This window comes from Phenylobacterium hankyongense, assembly GCF_003254505.1.
Lineage (GTDB): Bacteria > Pseudomonadota > Alphaproteobacteria > Caulobacterales > Caulobacteraceae > Phenylobacterium > Phenylobacterium hankyongense.
The window spans coordinates 2,992,234-3,017,786 of the sequence record NZ_QFYP01000001.1; the positions used below are offsets into that span (position 1 = coordinate 2,992,234).

14 protein-coding genes and 1 tRNA gene are annotated in these 25,553 nt (G+C 69.8%); 8 read left to right on the forward strand and 7 right to left on the reverse strand.

Features of this window, described 5'->3' with window-relative positions:
- The 3 genes from DJ021_RS14365 (at window position 1) to DJ021_RS14375 (ending at window position 1,366) form a co-directional block, all read left to right on the forward strand.
- A complete protein-coding gene (locus DJ021_RS14365) occupies window positions 1–435 on the forward strand; it encodes an ExbD/TolR family protein (RefSeq protein WP_111458202.1) in 435 nt (144 codons plus the stop codon).
- 11 nt (window positions 436–446) lie between these two features.
- A complete protein-coding gene (locus tag DJ021_RS14370) occupies window positions 447–1,157 on the forward strand; it encodes an energy transducer TonB (protein ID WP_111458203.1) in 711 nt (236 codons plus the stop codon).
- A gap of 132 nt (window positions 1,158–1,289) precedes the next feature.
- Window positions 1,290–1,366, forward strand: a tRNA-His gene (locus DJ021_RS14375).
- 67 nt (window positions 1,367–1,433) lie between these two features.
- Here DJ021_RS14375 and DJ021_RS14380 read toward each other — a convergent pair.
- The 4 genes from DJ021_RS14380 to DJ021_RS14395 are packed head-to-tail and all read right to left on the reverse strand — an operon-like array spanning window position 1,434 to window position 10,828.
- Window positions 1,434–2,891, reverse strand: coding sequence for an efflux transporter outer membrane subunit (locus DJ021_RS14380; protein ID WP_243626039.1), 1,458 nt, complete (start codon window positions 2,889–2,891; stop codon window positions 1,434–1,436).
- On the reverse strand, window positions 2,888–6,178 hold the full coding sequence (locus DJ021_RS14385) for an efflux RND transporter permease subunit (protein WP_111458204.1): 3,291 nt from the start codon (window positions 6,176–6,178) through the stop codon (window positions 2,888–2,890). Before DJ021_RS14385 ends, DJ021_RS14380 begins: the two co-directional genes overlap by 4 nt.
- Complete coding sequence (locus DJ021_RS14390; protein WP_424443937.1) at window positions 6,175–9,249, reverse strand: efflux RND transporter permease subunit; 3,075 nt, start codon at window positions 9,247–9,249, stop codon at window positions 6,175–6,177. The genes DJ021_RS14385 and DJ021_RS14390 overlap by 4 nt, the downstream gene beginning before the upstream one ends.
- 52 nt (window positions 9,250–9,301) lie before the next feature.
- Window positions 9,302–10,828, reverse strand: a complete 1,527-nt coding sequence (locus tag DJ021_RS14395) for an efflux RND transporter periplasmic adaptor subunit (RefSeq protein WP_243626040.1) — start codon at window positions 10,826–10,828, stop codon at window positions 9,302–9,304.
- A 350-nt stretch (window positions 10,829–11,178) separates the two neighbouring features.
- Here DJ021_RS14395 and DJ021_RS14400 point away from each other — a divergent pair, with 350 nt between their 5' ends.
- The 5 genes from DJ021_RS14400 (at window position 11,179) to DJ021_RS14420 (ending at window position 22,101) form a co-directional block, all read left to right on the forward strand.
- Entirely contained in the window at window positions 11,179–11,880 is a 702-nt protein-coding gene (locus DJ021_RS14400) for a TetR/AcrR family transcriptional regulator (RefSeq protein ID WP_424443939.1), read from the forward strand.
- A 191-nt stretch (window positions 11,881–12,071) separates the two neighbouring features.
- A complete protein-coding gene (locus DJ021_RS14405) occupies window positions 12,072–14,306 on the forward strand; it encodes a TonB-dependent receptor (RefSeq protein ID WP_111458207.1) in 2,235 nt (744 codons plus the stop codon).
- Between the two features lie 54 nt (window positions 14,307–14,360).
- Window positions 14,361–15,650, forward strand: a complete 1,290-nt coding sequence (locus DJ021_RS14410) for a spinster family MFS transporter (protein ID WP_111458208.1) — start codon at window positions 14,361–14,363, stop codon at window positions 15,648–15,650.
- A 328-nt stretch (window positions 15,651–15,978) separates the two neighbouring features.
- Complete coding sequence (gltB, locus tag DJ021_RS14415) at window positions 15,979–20,625, forward strand: glutamate synthase large subunit (RefSeq protein ID WP_111458209.1); 4,647 nt, start codon at window positions 15,979–15,981, stop codon at window positions 20,623–20,625.
- A 24-nt stretch (window positions 20,626–20,649) separates the two neighbouring features.
- On the forward strand, window positions 20,650–22,101 hold the full coding sequence (locus tag DJ021_RS14420; RefSeq protein ID WP_111458210.1) for a glutamate synthase subunit beta: 1,452 nt from the start codon (window positions 20,650–20,652) through the stop codon (window positions 22,099–22,101).
- Here the strand turns inward: DJ021_RS14420 and DJ021_RS14425 are convergent.
- Genes DJ021_RS14425 through DJ021_RS14435 form a run of 3 tightly spaced genes read right to left on the reverse strand, consistent with a single transcriptional unit; the run spans window position 22,098 to window position 25,551 of the window.
- Complete coding sequence (locus DJ021_RS14425; protein ID WP_111458211.1) at window positions 22,098–23,270, reverse strand: glycosyltransferase family protein; 1,173 nt, start codon at window positions 23,268–23,270, stop codon at window positions 22,098–22,100. The genes DJ021_RS14420 and DJ021_RS14425 overlap by 4 nt on opposite strands.
- 23 nt (window positions 23,271–23,293) lie before the next feature.
- Window positions 23,294–25,027: a hypothetical protein gene (locus tag DJ021_RS14430; RefSeq protein ID WP_111458212.1), complete on the reverse strand. Its 1,734-nt coding sequence runs from the start codon at window positions 25,025–25,027 to the stop codon at window positions 23,294–23,296.
- Window positions 25,027–25,551 (reverse strand): protein-tyrosine phosphatase family protein, encoded by a 525-nt coding sequence (locus DJ021_RS14435; protein ID WP_111458213.1) that lies wholly within the window; start codon window positions 25,549–25,551, stop codon window positions 25,027–25,029. The genes DJ021_RS14430 and DJ021_RS14435 overlap by 1 nt, the downstream gene beginning before the upstream one ends.
- Window positions 25,552–25,553 lie beyond the last annotated feature (2 nt).

Genomic DNA, 25,553 nt, shown 5'->3' on the forward strand with positions numbered 1-25,553 from the left:
ATGGGAGCCAAACTCTCAGGCTCTGGAGGCGACCGATACCGCGAGGAAGCGAACGCCGAGATCAACGTCACACCGTTCGTGGACGTGATGCTGGTGCTCTTGATCATCTTCATGGTGGCCGCCCCAATGGCTGCCGTGACGGTGAAGGTCGCCCTTCCCCCCGCGGTCGCCAAACCGGGCACTAATCCGCCCAAGCCGGTTTACATCTCGCTCCAAAGCAACGGACGCATCTTCATCCAGGACCGGCTGTCGGACCTCGCCACTCTCGGTGACGACCTCCGGTCACAACTGGGTGCGACGCGTAACCCGACGCGGGAACGGATCTTCATCCGAGCCGACAAGGACGTCATGTACGGCGACTTCATGGGGGTGATGAACATGCTGCAGGACAACGGGTTCTACAGCGTGGCCCTCGTCGGCGAAGACAAGAGTTAGGTGGGTGACGCATGGCTGACACAACACAGCGAGACGTCGCACACCCGGGGCACAATCCGTTCGACGATCCGCGACCGAAGCGCCAAAAGGGCTTCATCATCGCGCTCGTCATTGCGGCAGTCGTGCACGCGGCTCTTGCGCTCTACCTTTGGAAGAGCAAGTTCGAACCGAGCTTCAAGGAGTACTCGGACGAGGTGACGGATGTGGCGCTGATCAAACCAGTGCCGCCGCCGCCCCCGCCTCCGCCGCCTCCGCCGCCGCCGAATACGCCTCCGCCGCCGCCGCCGAAGCTGCAGCCCAGGCCGCCGATCGCCGTCCCGGACGTTCCTTCGATTCCGCCCCTGCCGGTTCCGCCGGTGGAGCGTCGGATCGAGGAGCCGAAGCCGCCGGCGCCGCCGCCCCCTGAGCCGCCGCGTCCGTCGGTCATCACGAGCCCGGATTGGCTTCGTAAGCCGACCGGCGAGGACGTCGCCCGGTACTATCCGGAACGCGCCCAACGGATGAACGTCGAAGGTACGGCGACGATCAGCTGCACGGTCAACGCTCGGGGTACGCTGGACAATTGTTCGGTGGTTTCCGAAACGCCGGCCGATCAGGACTTCGGGTCGTCCGCGATGCGGATGAGCAAGCTGTTCAAGATGCGGCCTCAGACCAAGGACGGCGCGCCCGTCGATGGTGGGACGGTGCGGATCCCGATCCGCTTCGCCCTTCCCAAAGGCTGACGCAGACTGACCAACGATCAAGCCCCGGCGGCGCAAGCCTCCGGGGCTTTTTCTTTTTCCGGGAGCCTTGGGCCGCGCTTCAACGGCTTGATCAGACCGGCTCGCCCGATTAGAACCGGGCGCTCGCGATAGGCCGCCTTAGCTCAGTTGGTTAGAGCGCTAGATTGTGGATCTAGAGGTCCTCCGTTCAAGCCGGAGAGGCGGTACCATCGCAGACCCCGAGGGAGCCCCGTTGCGGCGTCCCTCTCATCCCCACGACATTGTCGAAGCGAATAGCTAGGGCGCCGGACGCCAGCCACCGCCCAGCGACTGGATCAGGGCGACGGCGGTGTTCTGTCGCTGGGCCGTCGCCTGGGCCAGGGCCCGCCGCGCCGCGTACGCCGCAGCCTGCGCGGTGACCACGTCCACGAAGCTCACCTGGCCGGCCTGGTAGCGGTTGGTCACCATCTGCTCAGCGGCGTCGGCCGCGGCGGAGGCGTCGCGGCGCAGGTCGTACTGGGCGGCCAGCACCCGCGTCGCCACCAGCTGGTTCTCCACGTCCTGCAGGGCCGTCAGCACCGTCTGACGGTACTGGGCGACGGCCTGGTCATAGGCGGCGCGGGCCTCGGTCACGCGCGCGCGCCGGGCTCCGAAGTCGAGCAATGTTTCGGCCGCGGAGGCGCCCATGCTCCATAGGGCGTTCGGCGCACTGATCAGCGCGCCGAGCTCCGTGCTGGCGAAGCCGTAGGATCCGGTGAGCGACAGGCTCGGGAAATAGGCGGCGACCTGCACGCCCACCTGTGCGTTGGCGGCCGCCATCCGGCGCTCGGCGGCGGCGATGTCGGGGCGCCGCTGGAGCAGGGTCGAGGGGACGCCGGGCGGTGTCTCCGGCACGGTCGACGTCCAGGCGGCGGTGGCCAGGCTGAAGTTCCCCGGGGCCTCGCCGACCAGCATGGCGATGGCGTGCTCATAGGTGGCCCGCGTCTGCTGTGTGCCCGCCAGATCGGCCAGGGCGTTGTCCAGCTGGGTCTGGGCCTGGAGGAGGTTGCTGCGCGGCGCAATGCCGGCGTTGTACTGGTTCTGGGAGATCTGCACCGTGCGCCGGTAGGAGGCGACCGTCGCCTGGTCGAGGGCCATTTCGGCCTCGGCCTCGCGCAGGCTGAAGTAGTTGGCGGCGAGCTCGCCTTGGGCCGCGAGCCGGGCGGCCGCGAGATCGGCGGCGCTGGCCTGGGCGTTGGCGCGGCTCGCCTCGATGGTGCGCCGGATGCGGCCCCAGATATCGGGCGCCCAGCTGGCGCCGAGGGTGACGCGGTAGGTGTTGCGCGCCGTGCCGCCGCTCGATCCGCCGCTGGTCGATCCGTCGGGATTGACGATGATGGCGCTGCCGCCGGCTCCGCTGCCGGACCGGGTGGCGCTGCCGCTGGTGTTGACCGTCGGGAAGAGGGCGGCGCGCTGTTCGCTGACCAGGGCCCTCGCCTGACGATAGGCGGCCTCGGCGGCGATGATGTTCTGGTTCGAGACCTGCACCCGGGCCATCAGCCCGTTCAGGACCGGATCCCCGAACAAGGTCCACCAATCGCCACGCTCGAGGGCGTCCGCCGGGGCGGCGGGCGACCAGCCGGCGGCCTCCTTGAAGGTCGCGGACACCGGCGCGGAGGGACGCGCATAGTTCGGCCCCACTGCACAGCCGGCCACGGCGGCGCAGGTGAGGACGGTCAGGGGGGTTCGGGCGAGGCGCATCACGGCGTCCTTCATGCAGGCTGGACCTCTTCCTCGCCGCCGGCGCGGCTGAGGTAGCGCTCATCACGGTGACGGCGCAGGCGGTCGAGATAGACGTAGACGACAGGGGTGGTGAGAAGGGTGAGCAGCTGGCTGGCGATCAGCCCGCCGATGATGGCCACGCCCAGCGGCCGGCGCAGCTCGGAGCCTTCGCCGAAGCCGATCGCCAGGGGCAGGGCGCCCAGGCCCGCCGCCAGGGTGGTCATCAGGATCGGCCTGAACCGCAGCATGCAGGCCTCGCGGACCGCCTCGGCGGCGCCGATGTCGCGCGAGCGCTGCGCCTCCAGCGCGAAGTCGATGATCAGGATGGCGTTCTTCTTGACGATCCCGATCAGCAGGAAGACCCCGATCAGGGCGATGATCGAGAATTCCATCTTGAAGATCAGCAGGGCCAGCACCGCGCCGACGCCCGCGGAGGGCAGGGTGGAAAGCACGGTGATGGGATGCACCATGCTCTCGTAGAGCACGCCCAGGACGATGTAGATCGCCACCAGGGCCGCGGCGATCAGCGCCGGCTCCTGTTTCAGCTGGTCCTGGAAGCTGCGGGCGGTGCCCTGGAAGCTGCCGCGGACGTTGTTCGGCATGCCGATGTCGGCCTCCGCCTGGGCGATGGTCGCCTGGGCGTCGCTGAGGGAGGCGCCGGGCGCCAGGTTGAAGGAGACCGTTGTCGCAAGTTCGCCGTCCTGGTGGTTCACCGCCGCCGGCGTGGCGCGCTGGCTGAACTTGGCGATGGCGGTGAGCGGCACCATTCGCTGCACGGAGGTGTTGAGGGCGCTGCCGGTGGAGGGATCGCGTAGCGCCGGGTTGGCGACCGGCGCCGGGGTCGTGCTGGTGCTCGTCGTTGTGCTCGTGCTCGTGCCGGTGGCTGCGGCGGCCGTCGTCGTGCGGGTCGTGGCCGGCGCCGTCGTGGCCGCGATGGTCGGCGCAGTCGCGCCCACCGAGCCGCTGGCCGGCACATAGATCTGGCTCAGGGCGTCGGGGCTGCGCGTGAACGCGGGGGCCGCCTCCATGACCACGCTGTACTGGTTCAGGTCCTCGTAGATCGTGGCGGCCTGTCGCTGGCCGAAACTGTCGTAGAGGGCGTTGTCGACGTCACGGGCCGAGACGCCCAGGCGCGCGGCGCTGTCCCGGTTGACGTCGACGTAGGCCTCCACCCCATTGTCCTGCTGGTCGGTGTTGACGTCGGTCATGGTCGGGCGGCCGTCCAGGGAGTCGGCCAGCTTTTGGGCCCACACCTTCAGGTCGGCGGCGTTGTCGCTCTTCAGCGTGTACTGATAGGTGGCGTTGGCCTGCCGGCCGCCCATCCGCACGTCCTGCTGCGGATTGAGGAACAGGCTCACGCCGGTCACGCGGGCGAGTTGGGGCCGCAGGCGGGCGATCACCTGCTGGCCGCCGTCCTTGCGCTGGGAGCGCGGCTTCAGGTCGACCGACAGGAAGCCGCCGCCGGCCCGCCCGCCGCCGGTGAAGCCGACCACCGTCGCCACCGCCGGGTCGCGCCGGATGATGTTCACCAGGGTCCTCATCTTCCGGCCCATCTCCTCGGAGGAGATGCTCTGGTCGGCGCGCAGGCCGCCGTTCAGCCGCCCCGAGTCCTGTTGCGGGAAGAAGCCCTTGGGGATGGCCATGTAGAGGTAGACGTTCAGGCCCACGACGGCGATCAGGATCAGCATCACCAGCGGCTTGGCGGCGAGCGCCCAGTCGAGGCTGTGCCCATACATGCGCAGGATGCGGTCGAAACCGGCCTCGAAGAAGCGCGCGATCCGCCCGGGCTCGCGCTCGTCCGCCTTCGGACGCAGCAGGAGGGCGCACATCATCGGCGTGGTGGTCAGCGAGATCAGCAGCGAGATCAGCACCGCCGCCGACAGCGTCACCGCGAATTCCCGGAACAGCCGCCCGACCTGGCCCCCCATGAACAGCAGGGGAATGAACACCGCGACCAGGGAGATGCTGATCGACAGCACGGTAAAGCCGACTTCGCGGGCGCCCAACAGGGCCGCCTGGAAGCGATCCATGCCGTCCTCGAGATGGCGGCTGGTGTTCTCGAGCACCACGATGGCGTCGTCGACCACGAACCCCGCGCCGACCGTCAGCGCCATTAGGCTGAGGTTGTTGAGGCTGAAGCCGAGCAGGTACATGACCCCGAAGGTGCCCAGCAGGGACACCACCGTGGCGACGGCCGGGATGATCGTCGCCCGCCCGCTGCGCAGGAAGGCGCTCACCACCAGCACCACCAGCACGACCGAGATCAGCAGCGTCACCTCGATCTCGCGCAACGAGGCGCGGATGCTGGTGGTGGCGTCGGAGGCGACCTGCAGCTTGATGTCGGCCGGCAGCTGGGCAGCGAGTTCCGGCACGACGGCGCGGACGCTGTTCACGGTCTGGATGACGTTGGCGCCCGGCTGCTGCGTCACCAGGACGATGATCGACGGCTGGCCATTGAACAGGCCGAGCGTGCGGGTGTCGGCGACGCTGTCGATGACGCTGGCCACGTCCGCCAGGCGGATCGGCGCGCCGTTGCGGAAGGCCACCACCAGGTTGCGGTACTCGGCGGCCGTACGGCCTCCGGTGCTGGTGTAGATCTGGAAGCGCCGGCCGGCGTCCTCGACCGTGCCCTTCGGCCGGTTGGCGTTGGCCGACTGGATGGCGGCGCGGACGTCCTCCAGGCTGACGCCGTAGCGGTTCAGCGCGAAGGGGGCGAGTTCCACACGCACCGCCGGCAACGAGCCGCCGCCGATCTCCACCTCGCCGACGCCGTCCACCTGCGACAGGCGTTGCTGGATGATGTTGGAGACCGCGTCGTAGATCTGGCCGGGCGTCTTGGTGTCGGAGGTCAGCGCCAGGATCACCACCGGCTGATCGGCGGCGTTGCGCTTGCGGTAGGTGGGGTTGCTGTGCAGCGTCGTGGGCAGGTCGATCCGCGCGGCGTTGATCGCCGCCTGAACTTCCCGCGCCGCGCCGTCGATGTTGCGGTTCAGGTCGAACTGCAGGCTGATGCGCGTCGAGCCATTGGAGCTGGACGAGGTGATCTCGTTGAGCCCGGCGATGGTCGCCAGCCGGCGCTCCAGCGGCGTGGCCACACTGGTGGCCATGGTGTCCGGGCTCGCGCCCGGCAGGTTGGCCGACACCGAGATCGCCGGATAGTCGACCTGCGGCAACGGCGCGACCGGCAGGACGAAGAAGCCCCCGATCCCGGCGAGCGCGATGCCCACCGTCAGCAGGACGGTGGCGATCGGCCTGCGGATGAAGGGGGCGGACAGGTTCACGTCGCCGGCTCCGGGTCGGGCTCGCCCTCCGCCGCCCCGGTGCGGAGCTTGCGCGGCGCGAGCCGGTCGAAGGCCAGGTAGACCACCGGCGTGGTGAACATGGTCAGCAGCTGGCTGACGATCAGCCCGCCGAAGATGGCGATGCCGAGGGGCCGCCGGAGCTCCGCGCCCATGCCCATGCCCAGCATCAGCGGGATCGCCGCGAACAGCGCGGCCAGCGTGGTCATCAGGATCGGCCGGAAGCGCAGCAGGGCCGCCTGGTGGATCGCCTCGCGCGGGCTCTTTCCCTGCTCGCGCTCGGCGTCGATGGCGAAGTCGATCATCATGATCGCGTTCTTCTTCACGATCCCGATCAGCAGGATGATGCCGATGATGCCGATGACCCCGAGGTCATTGCCGGTGACCATCAAGGCCAGCAGCGCGCCGACGCCGGCCGAGGGCAGGGTGGAGAGGATCGTCAGCGGGTGGATGTAGCTCTCGTAGAGCACGCCCAGCACGATGTAGACGCAGACCACCGCCGCCAGGATCAGCCACAGCTGGTTGGTGAGCGAGCGCTGATAGGCGCCGGCCGCGCCCAGGAAGGTCATCGAGATCCCGTTCGGCTGGCCTATCTTCTGCGCCGCGGCGCGGACTTCCGTCACCGCCGCGCCCAGCGACACCCCCGGCTGGGTGTCGAAGCCGACGGTGGCGGCGGGGAACTGGGCCACGTGGCTCACCTGCAGCGGCGCGGTCTGCTCGCGGATCGTGGCGACCGCGCTCAGCGGCGTGGAGCCGCCGGTCGCCTGCAGTTGGACCGCGCCCAGCGTCTGCGGCGTGGCGTCTTCCCGCCGCGCCTCGAGGATCACCCGGTACTGGTTGGTCTCCGTGAAGATGGTCGAGACGATACGTTGCCCGAAGGCGCTGTAGAGGGCGTCGTCGATCGTCGACGGTGTGATCGACAGCCGCGCGGCGGTGTCGCGGTCGATGTCGACATAGGCCGCGAGGCCCCGGTCGCTGGCGCCTGAGACGACGTTGCGCACCTTGCGGCTGTTGGCGAGTTGCGCGGCCAGCTTGTCGGCCCAGGCGTTCACCTGGGCGGTGTTGGAGCCCTCGATCGAGACCCGGTACAGGGTGGGGCCGGACTCCGCGTCGACGGTCAGGTCCTGGGTGGGCTGCAGGTAGAGGTCGATGCCGGCCACCTTGGCGACCCGATCGCGCAGCCGCTGCATCAGCTTCTCCTGCGAGCCGTGGTGCGGCTTCAGGTTGATGAGCAGGTCGCCGGTGTGCAGCATCGCGTTGTTGGCGGCGTCGACGCCGACGAAGGAGCTCACGCTGTCGACGTCGGGATCGGCCAGCACGGCGTTGACCGCCGCCTGCTGCAGCTGCGCCATCCGCGCGTAGGAGACGGTCTGCGACGCCTGGGTGCGGCCTTGCAGCTGACCGGTGTCCTGGACCGGAAACAGCCCCTTGGGGATCACCACGTAGAGCAGCACGGTGAAGGCGAAGGTGGCGATCGCCACCAGCAGGGTCGCCGCCTGCCGGTCGAGCACCCAGTTGAGCGCTCGGTCGTAGCGGTCGATCAGCTTGTCGAACATCGCCTTGCTGCGGGCGCCGATGGTCCCGGGCCGCGCCAGATCCTCCCGCTTCAGCCAGCGGGCTGACATCATCGGCGTCAGCGTCAGCGAGACCACGGCGGAGATCAGGATGGTGATCGCCAGGGTGATGGCGAACTCGCGGAACAGCCGGCCCACCACGTCGCCCATGAACAGCAGCGGGATCAGCACCGCGATCAGCGAAACCGTCAGCGATATGATCGTGAAGCCGATCTGCCGGGCGCCCTTCAGCGCCGCCTCGAACGGCGCCTCCCCCTCCTCGATGTGGCGGGAGATGTTCTCGATCATGACGATGGCGTCGTCGACCACGAAGCCGGTGGCGATGGTCAGGGCCATCAGGCTCAGGTTGTTGAGGCTGAAGCCCAGCAGGTAGGTGATGCCGCAGGTGCCGATCAGCGAGATCGGCACGGCCAGGCCGGCGATGACCGTGGCGCGCAGGCTGTGCAGGAAGAAGAAGATCACCAGCACCACCAGGGCGACCGCCACCAGCAGCTCCACCTCCACGTCGCTGACCGAGGCGCGGATGCCGGTGGTGCGGTCGCTGAGCACCGTCACCTTCAGCTGCGGCGGCAGGGAGGCCATCAGGTCCGGCAGCTGCGCCTTGATGGCGTCGACCGTCTTGATGACGTTCGCGCCCGGCTGCCGCTGGACGTTGAGGATGATGGCCGGCGTGCGGTTGGCCCAGGCGCCGAGCTTCACGTTCTCCGCGCCCTGGACCACCGTGGCGATGTCCGACAGCCGGACGGAGCCGCCGTTGCGGCTGGCGACGATGAGGTTGCGGTAGTCGTCGGCGGTCAGCAGCTGGTCGTTGGCGTTGATCGTGTAGCTGCGCGTCGGGCCGTCGAAGCTGCCCTTGGCGGTGTTGGCGTTGGCTGCGCTGATGGCGTTGCGCACCGAGGTCAGGGTGAGGCCGAACGAGGCCAGGGAGCGGGTGTCCACCTGGATGCGCATGGCCGGCCGCTGGCCGCCGCTCAACGTCACCAGGCCGACGCCGGAGACCTGGCTGATCTTCTGGGCCATCCGGGTGTCGACGAGGTTCTGCACGTCGGTCAGCGGCATGGTGTCGGAGGTGATGGCGAGCGTGAGGACCGGGGCGTCGGCCGGATTCACCTTGGCGTAGACCGGCGGCGCCGGCAGGTCCGCAGGCAGCAGGTTGCCGCCGGCGTTGATCGCCGCCTGCACTTCCTGCTCGGCTACGTCGAGACTTTCCCCAAGATTGAACTGTAGCGTGACGATGGAAGCCCCGGCCGAGCTCACCGAGCTCATGCGGTCGAGGCCCGACATCTGTCCGAACTGCCGCTCCAGCGGCGCGGTGACGGTCTGGGCCATCACCTCGGGGCTGGCGCCCGGATAGAGCGTCTGCACCTGGATGGTGGGGTAGTCGACTTCCGGCAGGGCCGAGAGCGGCAGCAGGCGGAAGCCCACCAGGCCGCCCAGGACGATCGCCGCCATCAGGAGGGCGGTCGCCACCGGGCGCATAATGAAGGGACGCGACGGGTTCATGTGCGTGGACCGGCCAGGCCTCGGGGGCTCACGCGCCGGGCCCGGCGCCGCCGCCGCCGCCGCCGGCCGGCCCGCGGCGCGGCATCTTGGCCATGGCGTCCTTGCACGGCGCGCTCAGCTTGTCGGCGTTGGTGCGCAGGCACATGTTCAGCTCGCGCCCCTGCTGGCCGGCGCAGAGCGTCTTCGCGTCCGCCGCGCAGGCTTGCATCATGGCCTGCCGCGCCGCCTGCATCGCCGGGTTCGGAGCGCCGCCGCCCATCCCGCCGCCACCCTGGGCGGCCTGGGGCGCAGCGCCCGGCGCATTGGCTGCAGGCTGATCGCCGCCGCCAGCCGCAACGCCGCCACCGGCTCCGCCCGCGCCGCCGCCCTGGCCTGGCCGGCGGTGGCGGCCACGACCGCGGCCCCCGCCTTGCGGCATCGGCTTGTCGCCCGGCAGCATGACGCGGGCGCCTTCGGTGAGGCGGTCGCCGCCTTCGGTGATGACCCGCTCGCCGACCTGCAGTCCCTGGACGATGCTGACCGTGGTGGGGGTCCCGGGCCCGCGCACCACCTTGCGCATGGTCACCGTCTTGTCGGGGTTCAGTTTCCAGACGAAGTCGCCGTCCGCGCCCGTGCGCACGGCCGTCACCGGCACGACCACCGCGCCGCGCAGGTTCTGAAGGTTGACCCGCACGTTGACGAACTGGTTCGGGAACAGGCGGCCCGCGGCGTTGGGGAACCGCGCCTTGGCCCGGACCGTGCCGGTGGTGGTGTCGACCTGGTTGTCCAAGGTCGAGAAGACGCCCTGGTCGAGATTGATCGTCTTGGTGCGGTCGAAGGCGGTGACCGGCAGGGTCGCCTGGGCGGACTGCGCCTGAAGGCGAGGGACCTCGTCCTGCGGGATCGTGAACTCCACGTCGATGGGATTGATCTGGGTGATCACCACGATGCCGGCGGCGGAACCGGCGCCGATATAGTTGCCGACGTCGATGACCCGCAGGCCGACGCGGCCGCTCACCGGGGCGACGACGCGGCTGAAGCCGAGATTGAGGCGCGCGGTGCCGACCGCGGCGCGATCGGTGGTGACGGTGCCCTCCAGCTGCTTGACCAGGGCCGCCTGGGTATCGACGTCCTGCCGGGCGATGGAGTCCTGCGCCAGCAGGGTCTGGTCGCGCTGCAGGAGAAGGCGGGCATTGGTCAGCTGCGCCTCGTCGCGGGCCTGCTGACCCTGCGCCTGCAGGAGCGCCATCTGCAGCGGCCGCGGGTCGATGATCGCCAGCGCCTGGCCCTTGCGGACCATCTGGCCCTCGCGGAACAGGATCTGGGTGATGGTTCCGGACACCTGCGGGCTCACCGTGACCGTAGCGGCGGGCGTCACCGTCCCGAGGCCGTCGATGGTGACCGGGATGTCCGCCTGGCTCGCGGCGGCGACGCCGACGGTGGTCGCGGGCCGTCCGCCGCGCCCGCCCGGTCCGCCGCGCCCGCCGCCCGGGCCCCCGGCGCTGCTGTTGTGGACGAGGGTCACCGCCAGCCAGATCACGGCGGCGATGGCCACCAGCACCAGGAGGCCGATCACCACGCGGCGTCCCGGACGCCGCGTGCTCTCAACCGAGAGGTTTCGTGCTTTCGCGCGAACGTCCATCATTCCTCCTGGGGTGACCTGCAGGCCGCGGTGACCGTCAGCGCAAGCTTTGCCACAACGGCCCTGTAGCCCCCGCCGTTCCATCGCCGAGTCCCGACACGGCGGCGGAGGCTGTTCTCTTTAGGCGGCGACTAGAACCGAGCGATGTCTTCGTCTTTCGCTATTGCGTCAAGGTCGTCGCATTCTGACATGCGCCGCCACGCGACCACGGCTGGGTGTCGGGCGGGGCATGCCCGCTGGCCTTGCGGCGCGCCGCGGCTCATCCTACGGAGCGGCGGCGGGGGATGATGGCGAAGGCGAACGGCAACCAGGCGGGCACGCCGCGCGGGCGGCGGCCGAAGGGGCAGGGCCCGGACCTGCGCGAGGCGATTCTCAACGCCGCCGAAGGACTGTTCTCCCGTCACGGGTTCTATGGCGTGACAGTGCGCCAGGTGGCGGCCGAGGCCGGCGTCGACACCGCCCTGATCCACTACTACTTCGGCGCCAAGCGCGAACTGTTCGACTCGGTGTTCGCCCGTCGGGCCGAGATCCTGAACGAAGCGCGGCTGGGGGCCATGCGCGCCTATCAGGCCGCCCAGCCCGACAGCATGACGGTCGAGGGCGTGATCGAGGCGTTCATCGGACCCCTGGTCGACCTCTCGATGACCGACGATCCGCACTGGAAGAATTATTTTCGGCTGGTGGCGCTGGTGAACAACACGCCGGACTGGGGCGGGGAGACCATGCACCGGTACTTCGATCCGGTCGTCCACCGGCTGATCGACGCGCTCAAGGCCGCCATGCCGGACGCCGAGATCCGCGACCTCTACTGGTGCTACCAGTTCCTCACCGGCTCGATGATGCTGGCGCTCTCCGAGACCGGCCGGATCGACCAGCTCTCCGATGGCCTGTGCCGCTCCAGCGACATGCAGGCGGTCCGCGCCCGGCTCTTCGCCTACTGCGCCGCAGGCATCCAGGAAGTCGTTCGGCGGCACCCGGAGGCCTGAGTTTCAGCCGTATTTCAAAAGCGGCACTGTGGCGCAAATTCATCACATGAGCAGAAACAACACAGCCGGAGCCTCCCGTGCTGGCGCCGCGCACCCGAATGGCGGCACATAGCCGGTAATTCGCCTGACGGTGAAATGTAGCGCCAGCCCTCGCGCCATGGGGGACGTGGCCGGCGCACGGGGAGGAAACTATGAAGTCTATCCTGAAAGCGGCGCTCCTTGCGGGCGCGGCTTGGTCCGTCGTTCCGACTCTCGCCTTCGCCCAGGCCCCCGCGGCCTCCACCGCCGGCGCGGCGGTGGAAGAACTGGTCGTCACCGCCCGGCGTCGCGAGGAAAACCTCAAGGACGTGCCGGTCGCCGTCACCGCCATCACCGCCGAGCGCCTCGCCCAGACCGGCGCGGTGGACATCACCGCCCTGCAACAGACCACGCCCAACCTGACCTTGCAGGTGGCCCGTGGCTCCAACTCCACCCTCATCTCCTTCATCCGCGGCGTCGGCCAGCAGGATCCGCTGTGGGGCTTTGAGCCCGGCGTCGGCCTCTACCTCGACGACGTCTACATCGCCCGCCCGCAGGCGGCCGTTCTCGACATCTTCGACATCCAGCGGATGGAAGTGCTGCGCGGCCCGCAAGGCACGCTCTACGGCCGCAACACCATCGGCGGCGCCATCAAGTACGTCACCGCCAAGATCGGCGACGAACCGGAATTCCGGATCAAGGGGACCGTCGGCTCGTACAACGAGAAGGACGTCGTCGCCTCGGCCAAGGGCAAGGTCTCCGACACCCTCGGCGTCGGCATCACCTGGGCCCACTTCGGCCACGACGGCTACGGCAAGAACCTGAACACCGGCGCGGAGCAGTACAACAAGGACGTCGACGCCGCGCGCGCCACGCTGGAATGGTCGCCGACGCAGGACCTGTTCTTCCGCCTGTCGGGCGACATCGTCACCGACGACTCCAACCCGCGCCACGGCCACCGCGAAACCCCGGCCCTCGACTTCCTGGGCCGGCCCATCCCGGGCGGCGCGCCGCCCGCGAACGTCTATGACACCAACGCCGGAGCCGGCGACTTCAACCACGTCCAGGCGCGGGGCGTGTCGCTGCTCGGCGAGTGGGACGTAAATGACAAGATCAAGCTGAAGTCGATCTCCGCCTACCGCTCCGGCTACACCGTGGGCTCCATCGACTTCGACGAACTGCCGGCGGCCATCCTCGATATCCCGGCCCGCTACAGCGACCACCAGTTCACCCAGGAACTGCAACTTCTCTACACCGGCGAGCGGCTGCAGGGCGTCGGCGGGCTGTTCTACCTGAACGCAACGGCGGCCGGCGCCTTCGACACGGTGCTGTCCCAGGCCAACCTGACCATCGCCACCGCAGGCCATGTCGACACCGAAAGCTACTCGGCCTTCGCCGACTTCAGCTACGACGTGACCGAGGCCCTGAAGGTCTCGGTAGGCGGCCGTTACACCCACGACGACAAGACCGGCCAAGTCTATCGCCAGAACTTCACTGGCCTGAAGAGTCCGCTGTTCGGCAACAACCTCGCGATCCCGGGCCTGGTTCGCTCGAACTTCACCAGCTCGGCGACCTTCGAGAAGTTCACACCGCGGGTCAGCGTCAGCTACGCCTTCGATCCCGACAGGACCGGCTATCTGTCCTACAGCCAGGGCTTCAAGTCGGGCGGCTTCGACATGCGCGCCGACGCCATCCTCACGCCGTCGTCTGTCAACGGCTATCAGCCGGAGACGGTGGACTCCTACGAGGCCGGCCTGAAGGGCTACTTCCTCGACCGTCGCCTGTCGCTGAACTCGGACGTCTTCTACGCCAAGTATCGCGACCAGCAGGTCACGCTGCAGACCCCGGTGGGCGCGTCGATCGCCAGCCAGGTGCTGAACGTCGGCCAGTCGCACATGTACGGCGTCGAGCTGGAAGGCGTGGCGTCGCTGATGTCGAACCTGACCGCCAACTTCTCGCTGGGCTACATCAAGGCCCAGTTCGACGAGTACAAGGCCCTGGACCTGACGGCTTCGCCGCCGGTGATCCGCGAGTTCGCCTCCAGCCGCGTGTTCCAGAACACTCCCGAATGGACCGGCTCGGTCAGCTTCACCTATACGGCCGACCTCGGAGAGCACGGCCGGGTGACCTTCACGCCGTCCGCGTCCTATCGCGACAAGTTCCACATGTTCGAGGTGCCCTCGTCCCTTGACCAGGCCGCCTACTGGCTGGTGGACGCGAGCCTGATGTGGACCTCGGCCGACGACCACTATCGGATCGGCCTGCACGGCAAGAACCTGACCGACGAGCGCTATCGCGTCGGCGGATACAACTTCGCGCAGTCGTCCGGCGTACTGTTCGGCAACTCGGTGAGCGCCTTCTACGGCCCGCCGAGGGTCGTGATGCTCTCGCTCGAAGCGAAGTTCTAGGACCCTGCGCCCGGCTCTCCTGAAGAGCCGGGCGTTTCCTTTTCCGGGACGCCGATGACCGCCACAGTCTCACCTGCCGCCATCGCGTCCTCGGACGACGCCCGGGCTCGCCGCTACCGTCTCCTGGTGCTGGCGATCTTGGTTCTCGCCTACACCTTCAACTTCCTGGACCGGCAGATCCTCGGGATCCTCGCCGGCTCCATCAAGAAGGACCTGGGCCTCACCGACAGCCAGCTGGGCCTGATGGGCGGGCTGGCGTTCGCGCTGTTCTACACCGCCCTCGGCATCCCGATCGCCTGGCTGGCCGACCGCTCCAGCCGCACCTGGATCATCACCGTTTCGCTGGCGCTGTGGAGCGCCTTCACCGCCGCCTGCGGGCTGGCCGGCGGCTTCTGGCAGCTGTTCCTGTGCCGGATGGGCGTCGGCGTCGGCGAGGCGGGCGGCGTCGCGCCGGCCTATTCCGTGATTTCCGACTACTTCCCGAAGGCGCAGCGGGCGAGGGCGCTCGCCGCCTATTCCTTCGGCATTCCGGTGGGCTCGGCGCTGGGCATCCTGTTCGGCGGCCTGATCGCCCACGCCATCGACTGGCGCGCGGCCTTCATCGCCGTGGGCCTGGCCGGCGTCCTGCTGGCGCCGATCTTCCGCCTGATGGTCAAGGAGCCTGTGCGCGGCGCCCACGACGATGCGCCTGCGGCTGTGACCCCCTCGGCCGGCGGCGTCGGCGTGCTGGTGCGCAAGCCGGCCTTCTGGCTGATCTCCCTGGCCGCCGCCGCCTCGTCGGTGTGCGGCTACGGCGTCGCCTTCTGGCTGCCGTCCTTCTTCGAACGCAGCCTGGGCATGGGGCTGGTCGACCGTTCGCTGTTCCTGGGCGCGATCACCCTGGTCGGCGGCACGGCGGGGGTGTGGGCCGGCGGCTGGCTGGGCGACCGGCTGGGCGCGCGCAACCGCGCCGCCTACCTGCTGGTGCCGGCGGCCGCCTTCATGCTGGCGCTGCCGTGCTTCTTCTTCGCCATCCAATCCACCTCGCTGCCGATGGCCTTCGTGCTGTTCCTGATCCCGCAGGCGCTGAACCTGGTGTGGCTGGGGCCGGTGATCACTGCCGTGCAGCACCTGGTTCCCTCGGCGCAGCGCTCCACCGCGTCGGCCTGCTTCCTGTTCGTCAACAACCTGATCGGGCTCGGCCTCGGCACCTGGTATTTCGGCGCGGTGTCCGACGCGCTGACGCCGCGCTTCGGCGCCGAGTCGCTGCGCTACGCCATCTATTCGGGCCTCGGGTTCTACGTCGTGAGCGCCTTACTTTTCACCATCGGCGCCGCCCGCCTGAAGCGCGAATGGGTCGATTGAGGGCAAATTGTCGCGATCCCGGGCGCGGGTGAGTTGGCGCTTGCCATCACAATGACGTGAGTCACAGTGGTGAAGCCCTTCGGGGCGTTTCCTCCCTATGACTGGCCGCGCTTTCGGGCGCGGCCTTTTTTTGCGCCCGCCGCGGGGGCGGGTATCCCGGCCAGGCCGGCGCATGTTGGAAAAATCTTCCTCAGCTGCAGCTCTGGTCCCATCGACACGGGATGATCTTGCCGGATAAATGCCCTCAGCGGCACTTCACGTCCTCCGGGTTACGATGAACGCCTTCGGGGACGCGTTTTGACGTGCGCCGGCGTGAGCGAGGGACGGGATGGAAACCCCGCAGCGGCAGGGCCTGTACGATCCGGCGAACGAGCACGACTCGTGCGGCGTGGGCTTCGTGGCCAACATCAAGGGCCGCAAGTCCCATGAGGTGATCGAGGCCGGGCTGCAGATCCTGGTCAACCTCGACCACCGCGGCGCGGTCGGCGCCGATCCGCTGGTCGGCGACGGCGCGGGCATACTGATCCAGATCCCCGACGGGCTCTACCGCAACTGGGCCGCCGCGGCCGGCGTGGCGCTGCCGCCGGCCGGCGAGTACGCGGTCGCCATGTGCTTCCTGCCCCGGGACGAGGAGGCGCGCGACGCCGCCGTCGCGCAGTTCGAGCACTTCCTCACCGTCGAGAAGCAGCCGCTGCTCGGCTGGCGCGACGTGCCGATGGACACCATGGGCCTCGGCGAGGCGGTGCTGGCGCAGATGCCGGTGATCCGCCAGGCCTTCATCGGCCGCGGGCCCAACGTCCGCGACCAGGACGCCCACGAGCGCAAGCTGCTGGCGGTGCGCAAGCAGCTGCAGAACCCGCTCGCCGAGCTGGCCGTGAAGCGCAACCTGCCGGGCCTGACCCAGCTCTACATCCCGTCGCTGTCGACGCGGACGGTGGTCTACAAGGGCCTGCTGCTCGCCCACCAGGTGGGGACCTTCTACACCGACCTCCTGGACCCGCTGGCCGAGTCCGCCTTGGCCCTGGTCCACCAGCGGTTCTCCACCAACACCTTCCCGTCGTGGAAGCTGGCGCACCCCTACCGGTTCATCGCCCACAACGGCGAGATCAACACGGTGCGCGGCAACGTGAACTGGATGAACGCGCGTCGCCGCTCGATGGAAAGCGAGCTGCTGGGCCCGGACCTCAACAAGATGTGGCCGCTGATCCCGCACGGGCAGTCGGACACCGCCTGCCTGGACAATGCGTTGGAGCTGCTGGTGGCCGGCGGCTATCCGCTGGCGCACGCGGTGATGATGCTGATCCCGGAGGCCTGGTCGGGCAATCCGCAGATGGATCCCAAGCGCCGCGCCTTCTACGAATACCACGCCGCGCTGATGGAGCCCTGGGATGGGCCGGCGGCGGTGGCCTTCACCGACGGCCGCCAGATCGGCGCGACGCTCGACCGCAACGGCCTGCGCCCGGCGCGCTTCATCATCACCGACCAGGACCATGTGATCATGGCCTCCGAGGTCGGCGTGCTCGACGTCCCCGAGGAACGCATCGTCCGCAAGTGGCGGCTGCAGCCCGGCAAGATGCTGCTCATCGACATGGAAGAAGGGCGGATCATCGAGGACGAGGAGATCAAGCGCGCCCTGGCCGAAGCCGCGCCCTACGAGGACTGGCTGGCGGACACCCAGTTCAAGCTGGAAGAGCTGTCGCTGGCGGCCGAGCCGGAGGCGCCGCTCTCCAACGATCCCGACGCCCTGCTCGATCGCCAGCAGGCCTTCGGCTACACCCAGGAGGATCTGGCCTTCTTCCTGGAGCCCATGGGCCGGGCCGGGGACGATCCCATCGGCTCGATGGGCTCGGACACGCCGATCGCCGTGCTCTCGAAGCGGCCGAAGCTGCTCTACGAGTACTTCAAGCAGAACTTCGCCCAGGTCACCAACCCGCCCATTGACCCGATCCGCGAGGAGCTGGTGATGAGCCTGGTCTCGATGATCGGGCCGCGTCCCAACCTGCTCGGCCGGCAGGCGGGCAACCACAAGCGGCTGGAGGTGGCCCAGCCGATCCTCACCGACGAGGACCTGGCGAAGATCCGGGCGATCAACGAGCTGCTGGACGGCGCCTTCCGCACCGCCACCCTCGACGCTACCTGGCCGGCGGAGGAGGGCGCCGCGGGCCTGGACGGGGCGCTGGACCGGCTGTGCCGAGAGGCGACGGACAACGTCCTCGCCGACATGAACATCCTGATCCTGTCGGACCGCGCCGCCTCGGCCGACCGCATCCCGATCCCGGCGGCGCTCGCCACCGCGGCCGTGCACCACCACCTGATCCGCCAGGGCCTGCGGATGCAGACCGGCCTGGTCATCGAGACCGGCGAGGCGCGCGAGGTGCATCACTTCTGCGTCCTGGCCGGCTACGGGGCGGAGGCGGTGAACCCCTATCTGGCCTTCCAGACCCTGGAGCAGATCCGCGTCCGGAACGGCCTGCCGCAGTCGGCCTATGAGGTCCGCAAGAACTTCATCAAGGCCATCGGCAAGGGCGTGCTGAAGGTGATGTCGAAGATGGGCATCTCCACCTACCAGTCCTACTGCGGGGCGCAGATCTTCGACGCCGTCGGCCTGTCGTCGGCGCTGATCGAGAAGTATTTCACCGGCACCGCCTCGACCATCGAAGGCGTCGGGCTGGCGGAGATCGCCGAGGAGAGCGTGCGCCGCCACCGCGACGCCTACGGCGACAACCCGATCTACAAGACCATGCTCGATGTCGGCGGCCAGTACGCCTGGCGGCTGCGCGGCGAGGCGCACGCCTGGAGCCCGGAATCGGTGTCGGCGCTGCAGCACGCGGTGCGCGGCAACCTGCCGGACGCCTATCGCGAGTTCGCCCGCGCGATCAACGAACAGAGCGAGCGCCTGCTGACCATCCGCGGGCTGATGCGCCTGAAGCCGGCCGACCAGCCGGTCCGGCTGGACGAGGTCGAGCCGGCGACGGAGATCGTCAAGCGCTTCTCCACCGGGGCGATGAGCTTCGGCTCGATCAGCCGCGAGGCCCACACCACCCTGGCCATCGCCATGAACCGGATCGGCGGCCGCTCCAACACCGGCGAGGGCGGCGAGGAGGCGGACCGCTTCACGCCGCTGCCGAACGGCGATTCCATGCGCTCGGCCATCAAGCAGGTGGCCTCGGGCCGGTTCGGCGTCACCGCCGAGTACTTGGTCAACGCCGACGACATCCAGATCAAGATGGCCCAGGGCGCCAAGCCGGGGGAGGGCGGCCAGCTGCCCGGGCACAAGGTCGACAAGAACATCGCCCGCGTCCGCCACTCGACGCCCGGCGTCGGCCTGATCAGCCCGCCGCCGCACCACGACATCTATTCCATCGAGGACCTGGCGCAGCTCATCCACGACCTGAAGAACGTCAACCCGCAGGCCCGCATCTCGGTGAAGCTGGTCTCCGAGGTGGGCGTCGGCACGGTGGCGGCCGGCGTCGCCAAGGCGCGGGCGGACCACGTCACCATCTCCGGCTTCGAGGGCGGCACGGGCGCCTCGCCGCTGACCTCGCTGACCCACGCCGGCTCGCCCTGGGAGATCGGCCTGGCCGAGACCCAGCAGACCCTGCTGCTTAACGGCCTGCGCACCCGCATCGCGGTGCAGGCCGACGGCGGCCTGCGCACCGGCCGCGACGTCGCCATCGCGGCGCTGCTGGGCGCCGACGAGTTCGGCTTCGCCACCGCCCCGCTGATCGCCGCCGGCTGCATCATGATGCGCAAGTGCCACCTGAACACCTGCCCGGTGGGCGTGGCGACCCAGGACCCGGTGCTGCGCGCCCGCTTCACCGGCCAGCCCGAGCACGTGATCAACTACTTCTTCTTCGTGGCCGAGGAGCTGCGCGAACTGATGGCCGAGCTGGGGTTCCGGACGGTCAGCGAGATGATCGGCCGTGTCGACCGCCTCGACGTCAGCCCGGCGCTGGACCACTGGAAGGCGCACGGGATCGACCTGTCGCGCATCCTCTACGCGGCCCCGGCCCAGGGCGCGAAAGGCCTGTGGAACCAGGACCGCCAGGACCACGGCCTGGGTAAGGCGCTGGATAACACCCTGATCGCCGACGCCCAGGCGGCGCTGGAGCGTGGCGAACCGGTGCGCGGGACCTACGAGATCCGCAACGTCAACCGCACGGTGGGCGCCATGCTCTCCGGCGCGGTGGCGCGGGCCTATGGCCATGCCGGCCTGCCCGAGGACACCATCGCGCTGACGTTCCGCGGCAACGCCGGCCAGAGCTTCGGCGCCTTCGCCGCGCGGGGGGTGTCGCTGGAGCTGATCGGCGACGCCAACGACTACGTCGGCAAGGGCCTGTCGGGCGGCCGCGTGGTCGTGCGCCAGCCGCCGGAATCCCGGCGCGAGCCCACCCGCAACATCATCGTCGGCAACACCGTCCTCTACGGCGCCATCGCCGGCGAAGCCTATTTTGAGGGCGTCGCCGGCGAGCGGTTCGCGGTGCGCAACTCCGGCGCCGTGACGGTGGTCGAAGGGCTGGGCGACCACGGCTGCGAGTACATGACCGGCGGCGTGGTGGTGGTGCTGGGCGACACCGGCCGCAACTTCGCCGCCGGCATGAGCGGCGGGGTGGCCTACGTCTACGATCCGGGCGGGCGCTTCGCGGGGCTCTGCAACACCGCCATGGTCGAGCTGGAGGCGGTCGAACCGCCCGCGCCCGCCAACGCCGCCGACGAGCCGTTCCGTCCCAGCCAGCGGGCGATCTCGGTGGAGAACAACGGCATGGGCGACATGCTGCGCTACGACGCCGAACGGCTGCGCGTCCTGATCGAGCGCCACCACCTGCACACCGGCAGCGCCCGGGCCGCGGAGATCCTGGACGACTGGGACCAGGCGCGCGCCGCCTTCGTCAAGGTGATGCCCACCGACTACCGCCGCGCGCTGCTCGAGCTCGCCACCGCCCGCGACACGGCCCCCGCCGTCGCGGCCGAATAGCCTCTGGAACCTGGAGACCGCCCGATGGGCAAGCCCACCGGCTTCCTTGAGATCGAACGCCACGACCGCGTCTACGAGAAGGTGGAGTCGCGGCTGAGAACCTGGAAGGAATTCGTCCTGCCGCTGCCGACCGCGGAGGTCGGCCGGCAGGCGGCGCGCTGCATGGATTGCGGCATCCCGTTCTGCCACCAGGGGTGTCCGGTCAACAACCAGATCCCCGACTTCAACGACCTGGTCTACCGCGACCAGTGGAAGGCGGCGCTGGAGAACCTGCAGTCCACCAACAACTTCCCGGAGTTCACCGGTCGCATCTGCCCCGCGCCCTGCGAGGCCGCCTGCACCCTGAACATCGACGACAGCCCGGTCACCATCAAGACCATCGAGTGCCAGATCGTCGACCGCGGCTGGGACGAGGGCTGGATTGTCCCGCAGATGTCGCCGCGCGGCACCGGCAAGCGGATCGCGGTGGTGGGCTCGGGGCCTGCGGGCCTGGCCTGCGCCCAGCAGCTGGCGCGGGCCGGCCACGCCCCGACGGTGTTCGAGAAGTCCGACCGCATCGGCGGCCTGCTGCGCTACGGCATTCCTGACTTCAAGATGGAGAAGCCGCTCATCGACCGCCGCGTCCGGCAGATGGAAGGCGAGGGCGTGATCTTCCGCACCAGTTTCGAGGTGGGGGTGACAGTGTCGGTCCAGCGCCTGCTGGACGACTACGACGTGCTGGTGATGGCCGGCGGAGCGGAGGAGCCGCGCGACCTGGAGGTCCCCGGCCGCGAACTGGACGGCGTCCATTTCGCCATGGATTTCCTCACCCAGCAGAACAAGCGCAACGCCGGCGATCCGGAGTCCATCGCCGCGCCGAACGGGACCCTGTCGGCGGCCGGCAAGCATGTGGTGGTGATCGGCGGCGGCGACACCGGCTCGGACTGCATAGGCTCCTCCAACCGGCAGGGCGCGGCGTCGGTGACCCAGCTGGAGATCATGCCCAGGCCGCCGGAACGGGAGAACAAGTCACTGTCCTGGCCCGACTGGCCGCTGAAGCTGCGCACCTCCTCCTCGCAGGAAGAGGGCTGCGAGCGCGACTTCGCCGTCGCCACCCGGCGGGTGGTGGGTGACGGCGGCAAGGTCACCGCTCTGGAGTGCGTGCGCCTGGAATGGGTGGTCGGCGACGACGGCCGGATGCGGATGCAGGAGGTCGAGGGTTCGGCCTTCGAGCTGAAGGCCGACCTCGTCCTGCTGGCCATGGGCTTCGTGGGCCCGCGGCGGGCCGGGCTGGTGGAGCAGGGCGGCGTCGACCTCGATCCGCGCGGCAACGTGCTGGCCAACGTGACCGACTACCGGACCTCGGCGGAGAACATCTTCAGCTGCGGCGACATGCGGCGCGGCCAGTCCCTGGTGGTCTGGGCGATCCGCGAGGGCCGCCAGTGCGCTCAGGCGGTGGACGAGTACCTGATGGGCGTCTCCAAGCTGCCGCGCTAGCGGACCTGTTTGACGGCCTTGACCAGCCGGCCGGCGCGCTCGCTCCAGCGGTGCTCGGCCTGGGCCTTGCGGGCGCCGGCGCGGGCGATCCCCGCCAGCCGGGCTTCGTCAGCCACCAGCGCGCCCAGCAGGTCGGGCGCCTCGGCCATCTTCGGCCAGGCGAAGGTCGAGATCTCCCGGCCTTCCTTGAAGGTGTCGGCGTAGTATTTTGTATTGTCGGAGAAAACCGCCGCTCCCGCGCACATGGCGGTGAACACCCGCTCGTGCCCGCCGGCGACGAAGCCGTTGTTGATGTTGAGCACCACGCGGGCGCGCCGCAGGAGGTGCAGGGTCTCCTCGAAACTGCCCACGCCGCCGTACTGGAAGCTCGGATAGCGCTCGACCAGCGGCTCCCAGCCGGCGCCATAGATCTGCAGCGGCACGCCGGCGCGGCCCAGTGTCTGCAACAGGGCGTCGCGGTGGTAGGCCTCGGCGAAGAACTGCGGCGCCTGCAGCAGCGGCAGGAAGTCGGACAGCAGCTGCGGGGTAAGTTCCGAGCCGAGCGCGGTGAGCACCGCCTTCAGCGCCTCGAGGATCGGCAGGCGGGCGTCGGCGGTCATTCGCCCGGCGACCTCCTCGACGATGGTCCTGGCGGGGCTCTCCTCCCACGCGCGCCAGGGGGCCTGCGGCGGGCCGCGATAGCTGCCGGTGAAGAGGATCGGGATGTCACGCCGGGCGAAGGTCTCGTCGGAGAGGTCGACCGGCTCGGCCAGCTCATTGGCGCCCGGCGGCAGGAAGCCCAGGTGCGCGAAGCCGCGCCCCTTCGGCCAGGCGGTCATCAGCTGCACGTGGCTGCGGTCGAGGAAGAAGGCGACGTGCTTGCGGATCGGGGTCGCCAACCGCTGCTGGTGGTGCACGGGATGGTCGACGTAGAGCGAGGCGTAGACGCTGCCCAGCCGGTCGTAGGCCGACACCTGTTCGATCTGCACGTCGGAGCCGACGCCGCTGAATCCGAAGAAGCAGTCCGGCGGATCGGCGAGCGCGCGGCCAAGCTCGGCCTGGGCGTCGGCCGCCATCAGGTCGATGATCTGCGCCTCGTGGCCCAGGCCCGTCAGCGCGGCGGCCAGCTGGTCGACGTGCAGGCGAAGCGACCCGTACTGCGACTGGCCTTTGTAGAGCGCGAACCGCACGAGCCGGGCCTCCGTGGACCTCCTTAGTCGGGCGATTCCACGCTTGCGGCGAGATCGGCCAGGCGACGGGCGTAGCGCGCGGCGTGGGCGGCGATCCGCGGCCGCTCCTCTTCTGCGGCCGCGTCTTCGGCGAACCGCCAGAGACCGGCCTGGAACGCCGGGTAGCAGACCTTCATGATCTCCAGCAGCGCCGGATCCACGCGGCGCCCGGCGGCGGCCTCGATGCGCTCGCACAGGCGTCCGGTCTCCTCGGCGTCGAGGTCGAACTCGGTGACGGCGCCGGCGACGTCCCAGGCGACGTCCTGGCAGCCGACCAGGTCGTGGGCTTCGGAATGATCCACGGCGTCGGTCTTCAGCAACAGGCCGTCGGGCGTGCGCAGCCACTCCCAGGCGTGCAGGCGGCCGTCGATGTGAACGGGGCGGGCCTGGACCTCCGTCAGGTCTTGGGCCGCAAGCCGCGCGGCGATCACCTCGGCCGCGTCGGCGCCGAGCCGTTCCTGGGCGTTCACCCGCGCCATCTCGATCAGGGCCGTGACGTCGGCGCCTTCATCGGCGTCCGCCGGGAAGGACGCGGCGCGGAAGGCGAGATAGCGGGCGAGGTGGTCGACGAAGGCCTCACGCTCGCCGACGGCCCCCGGCGTCCCGGGCTCCCAGCGCTCCAGCAGGAAGCCGCGCCGCAGGGCCAGGGGTTCCGGCGTGAACCCCGCCTTGTGCAGGGCCTGGGCGCGGGCGAGCTTCTGTTCGCCGATGTCGCCGAGCCCGGCGAACTTCGCCAGCCAGACGCCGGAGGCGGTGTGCAGGCGGAACTTCAGCCGCTCCTGTCCGGCATGGGCCGGCGGCCAGGTCTCGCGGGGCAGGGCGGCGCGCCAGGCGGCGCCGGACAGGTCCTCCACCGCGCTGATCGGCCCGGTCAAGTCGGTGAACCAGTCCTCCAGCGGCACGTCGGCGGTCAGGTCAGCGAACGAGGCCGTCGGACGGGCGGCGCGGGCCCAGCGCTCGCGGTGGCGGTCGCTGGCCTGCGGCCCCAGGTCGCCCGCATGGCCGGGCAGGAACACGATGCGCTCGGCGGCGACGCCGAGGTCTTCCAGCAGGTCGGCGACGGCGCCGAACGAGCTGCCGGACAGCCCCGGGCCTTCGTCGACGATGGCGAACGGTCCGTCGTGGGCGGCGAGGGTGTCGCGCAAGCCTTCAGAGGTCCGCAGCTCGCGCCGGAACGGATGGCCGCTGGGCCTCACCGAGATGATGGTCCGGGCGTTGGTGACCGCGCCCACCAGGGCGGCGAGACCGAGGCCGATGCCGCGCAGGCCGATCACCAGCGGCGGCGTCCGCCACGGGTGGCCGGCAGCGGCCTTAAGGTAGGCCTCCGGATAGAGGGCGTAGAAGGCGTAGCCCTCCGGCGTGCGGATCGACACCGTCTCCGGCAGGCCCGTCAGCGCCAGCGCCATCAGCTCCGGCGCGACCGGCGGCCCGGCGGCGGCGAATCCGCTGGCCCAGGACGCCGCCAGCTTGCGGGCCAGCGCCAGCAGCAACGCCATGGCGGTGTCCTGCGCCGGCGACGGCTCGTCGAAGCCCTTCGCCTCGAACTCGGCGTCGGCCAGGCCCTGCGCCAGGCCCGCGGCTTCCACGAAGGCCGAGGTCAGAAGGTCGTGCCGCGCCAGGCCGTGCGGCGCGGCTTCGGCCGCGCGCAGGGAGGCGGTCAGCGCGCGCAGGAGGGTGCGCGGCCGCTGCGTGCGCCGTCGGTCGCCGTAGACCAGCATCAGGCGCGGGCGGACAGCGGGCGGTAGGCGATGGCCCGGAAGGCGTCGAAGGTCGGGATCTTGGTCTCCTGGGATCGCCGGCCCAGCCAGGCCGTCCAGGCTTCATACTGCGCCGGGCTCGGCGAGACGAGGCCGCGCGCGTCCTTCGCCCGCGACAGCGCTTCCAGCGGACCGAGCCCGCGGTCCACCAGCACGCAGAGCGCCAGGGTCGCGGAGCGCCCGATGCCGTGCTCGCAATGGATCAGCAGGCGCAGGTTGTCCCGCCGGGCGGCGGCGGCGAAAGCCACGCCGGCCTCCAGCACTGGCTGGACGAGGGCCTGCTGGTCCGGCGTCGGCAGGTGCAGGAACCTCAGCCCGCAGGCGGCGAGTTCCTCGGCGCTGTCGCAGCTCTCCGAACGCACGTCGATCACCGCGCCGACCCCGTGCTCCGCCGCCAGGGCCACCGCGCGGCCCGCGGGGAAGGCGCCGCCGACCGCGAGGTCCGATGTGATCCAGCTCAGGTTGGGCGTCCAAGGGCCGGCCATCG

Excerpts from the sequence above, each read along its gene's own strand:
- DJ021_RS14365 (WP_111458202.1), top strand. The coding sequence starts at position 1 with ATGGGAGCCAAACTCTCAGGCTCTGGAGGCGACCGATACCGCGAGGAA.
- DJ021_RS14370 (WP_111458203.1), top strand. The coding sequence starts at position 447 with ATGGCTGACACAACACAGCGAGACGTCGCACACCCGGGGCACAATCCG.
- DJ021_RS14380 (WP_243626039.1), bottom strand. The coding sequence starts at position 2,891 with ATGAAGGACGCCGTGATGCGCCTCGCCCGAACCCCCCTGACCGTCCTC.
- DJ021_RS14390 (WP_424443937.1), bottom strand. The coding sequence starts at position 9,249 with ATGCGCCCGGTGGCGACCGCCCTCCTGATGGCGGCGATCGTCCTGGGC.
- DJ021_RS14400 (WP_424443939.1), top strand. The coding sequence starts at position 11,179 with ATGATGGCGAAGGCGAACGGCAACCAGGCGGGCACGCCGCGCGGGCGG.
- DJ021_RS14405 (WP_111458207.1), top strand. The coding sequence starts at position 12,072 with ATGAAGTCTATCCTGAAAGCGGCGCTCCTTGCGGGCGCGGCTTGGTCC.
- DJ021_RS14410 (WP_111458208.1), top strand. The coding sequence starts at position 14,361 with ATGACCGCCACAGTCTCACCTGCCGCCATCGCGTCCTCGGACGACGCC.
- gltB (WP_111458209.1), top strand. The coding sequence starts at position 15,979 with ATGGAAACCCCGCAGCGGCAGGGCCTGTACGATCCGGCGAACGAGCAC.
- DJ021_RS14420 (WP_111458210.1), top strand. The coding sequence starts at position 20,650 with ATGGGCAAGCCCACCGGCTTCCTTGAGATCGAACGCCACGACCGCGTC.
- DJ021_RS14430 (WP_111458212.1), bottom strand. The coding sequence starts at position 25,027 with ATGCTGGTCTACGGCGACCGACGGCGCACGCAGCGGCCGCGCACCCTC.
- DJ021_RS14435 (WP_111458213.1), bottom strand. The coding sequence starts at position 25,551 with ATGGCCGGCCCTTGGACGCCCAACCTGAGCTGGATCACATCGGACCTC.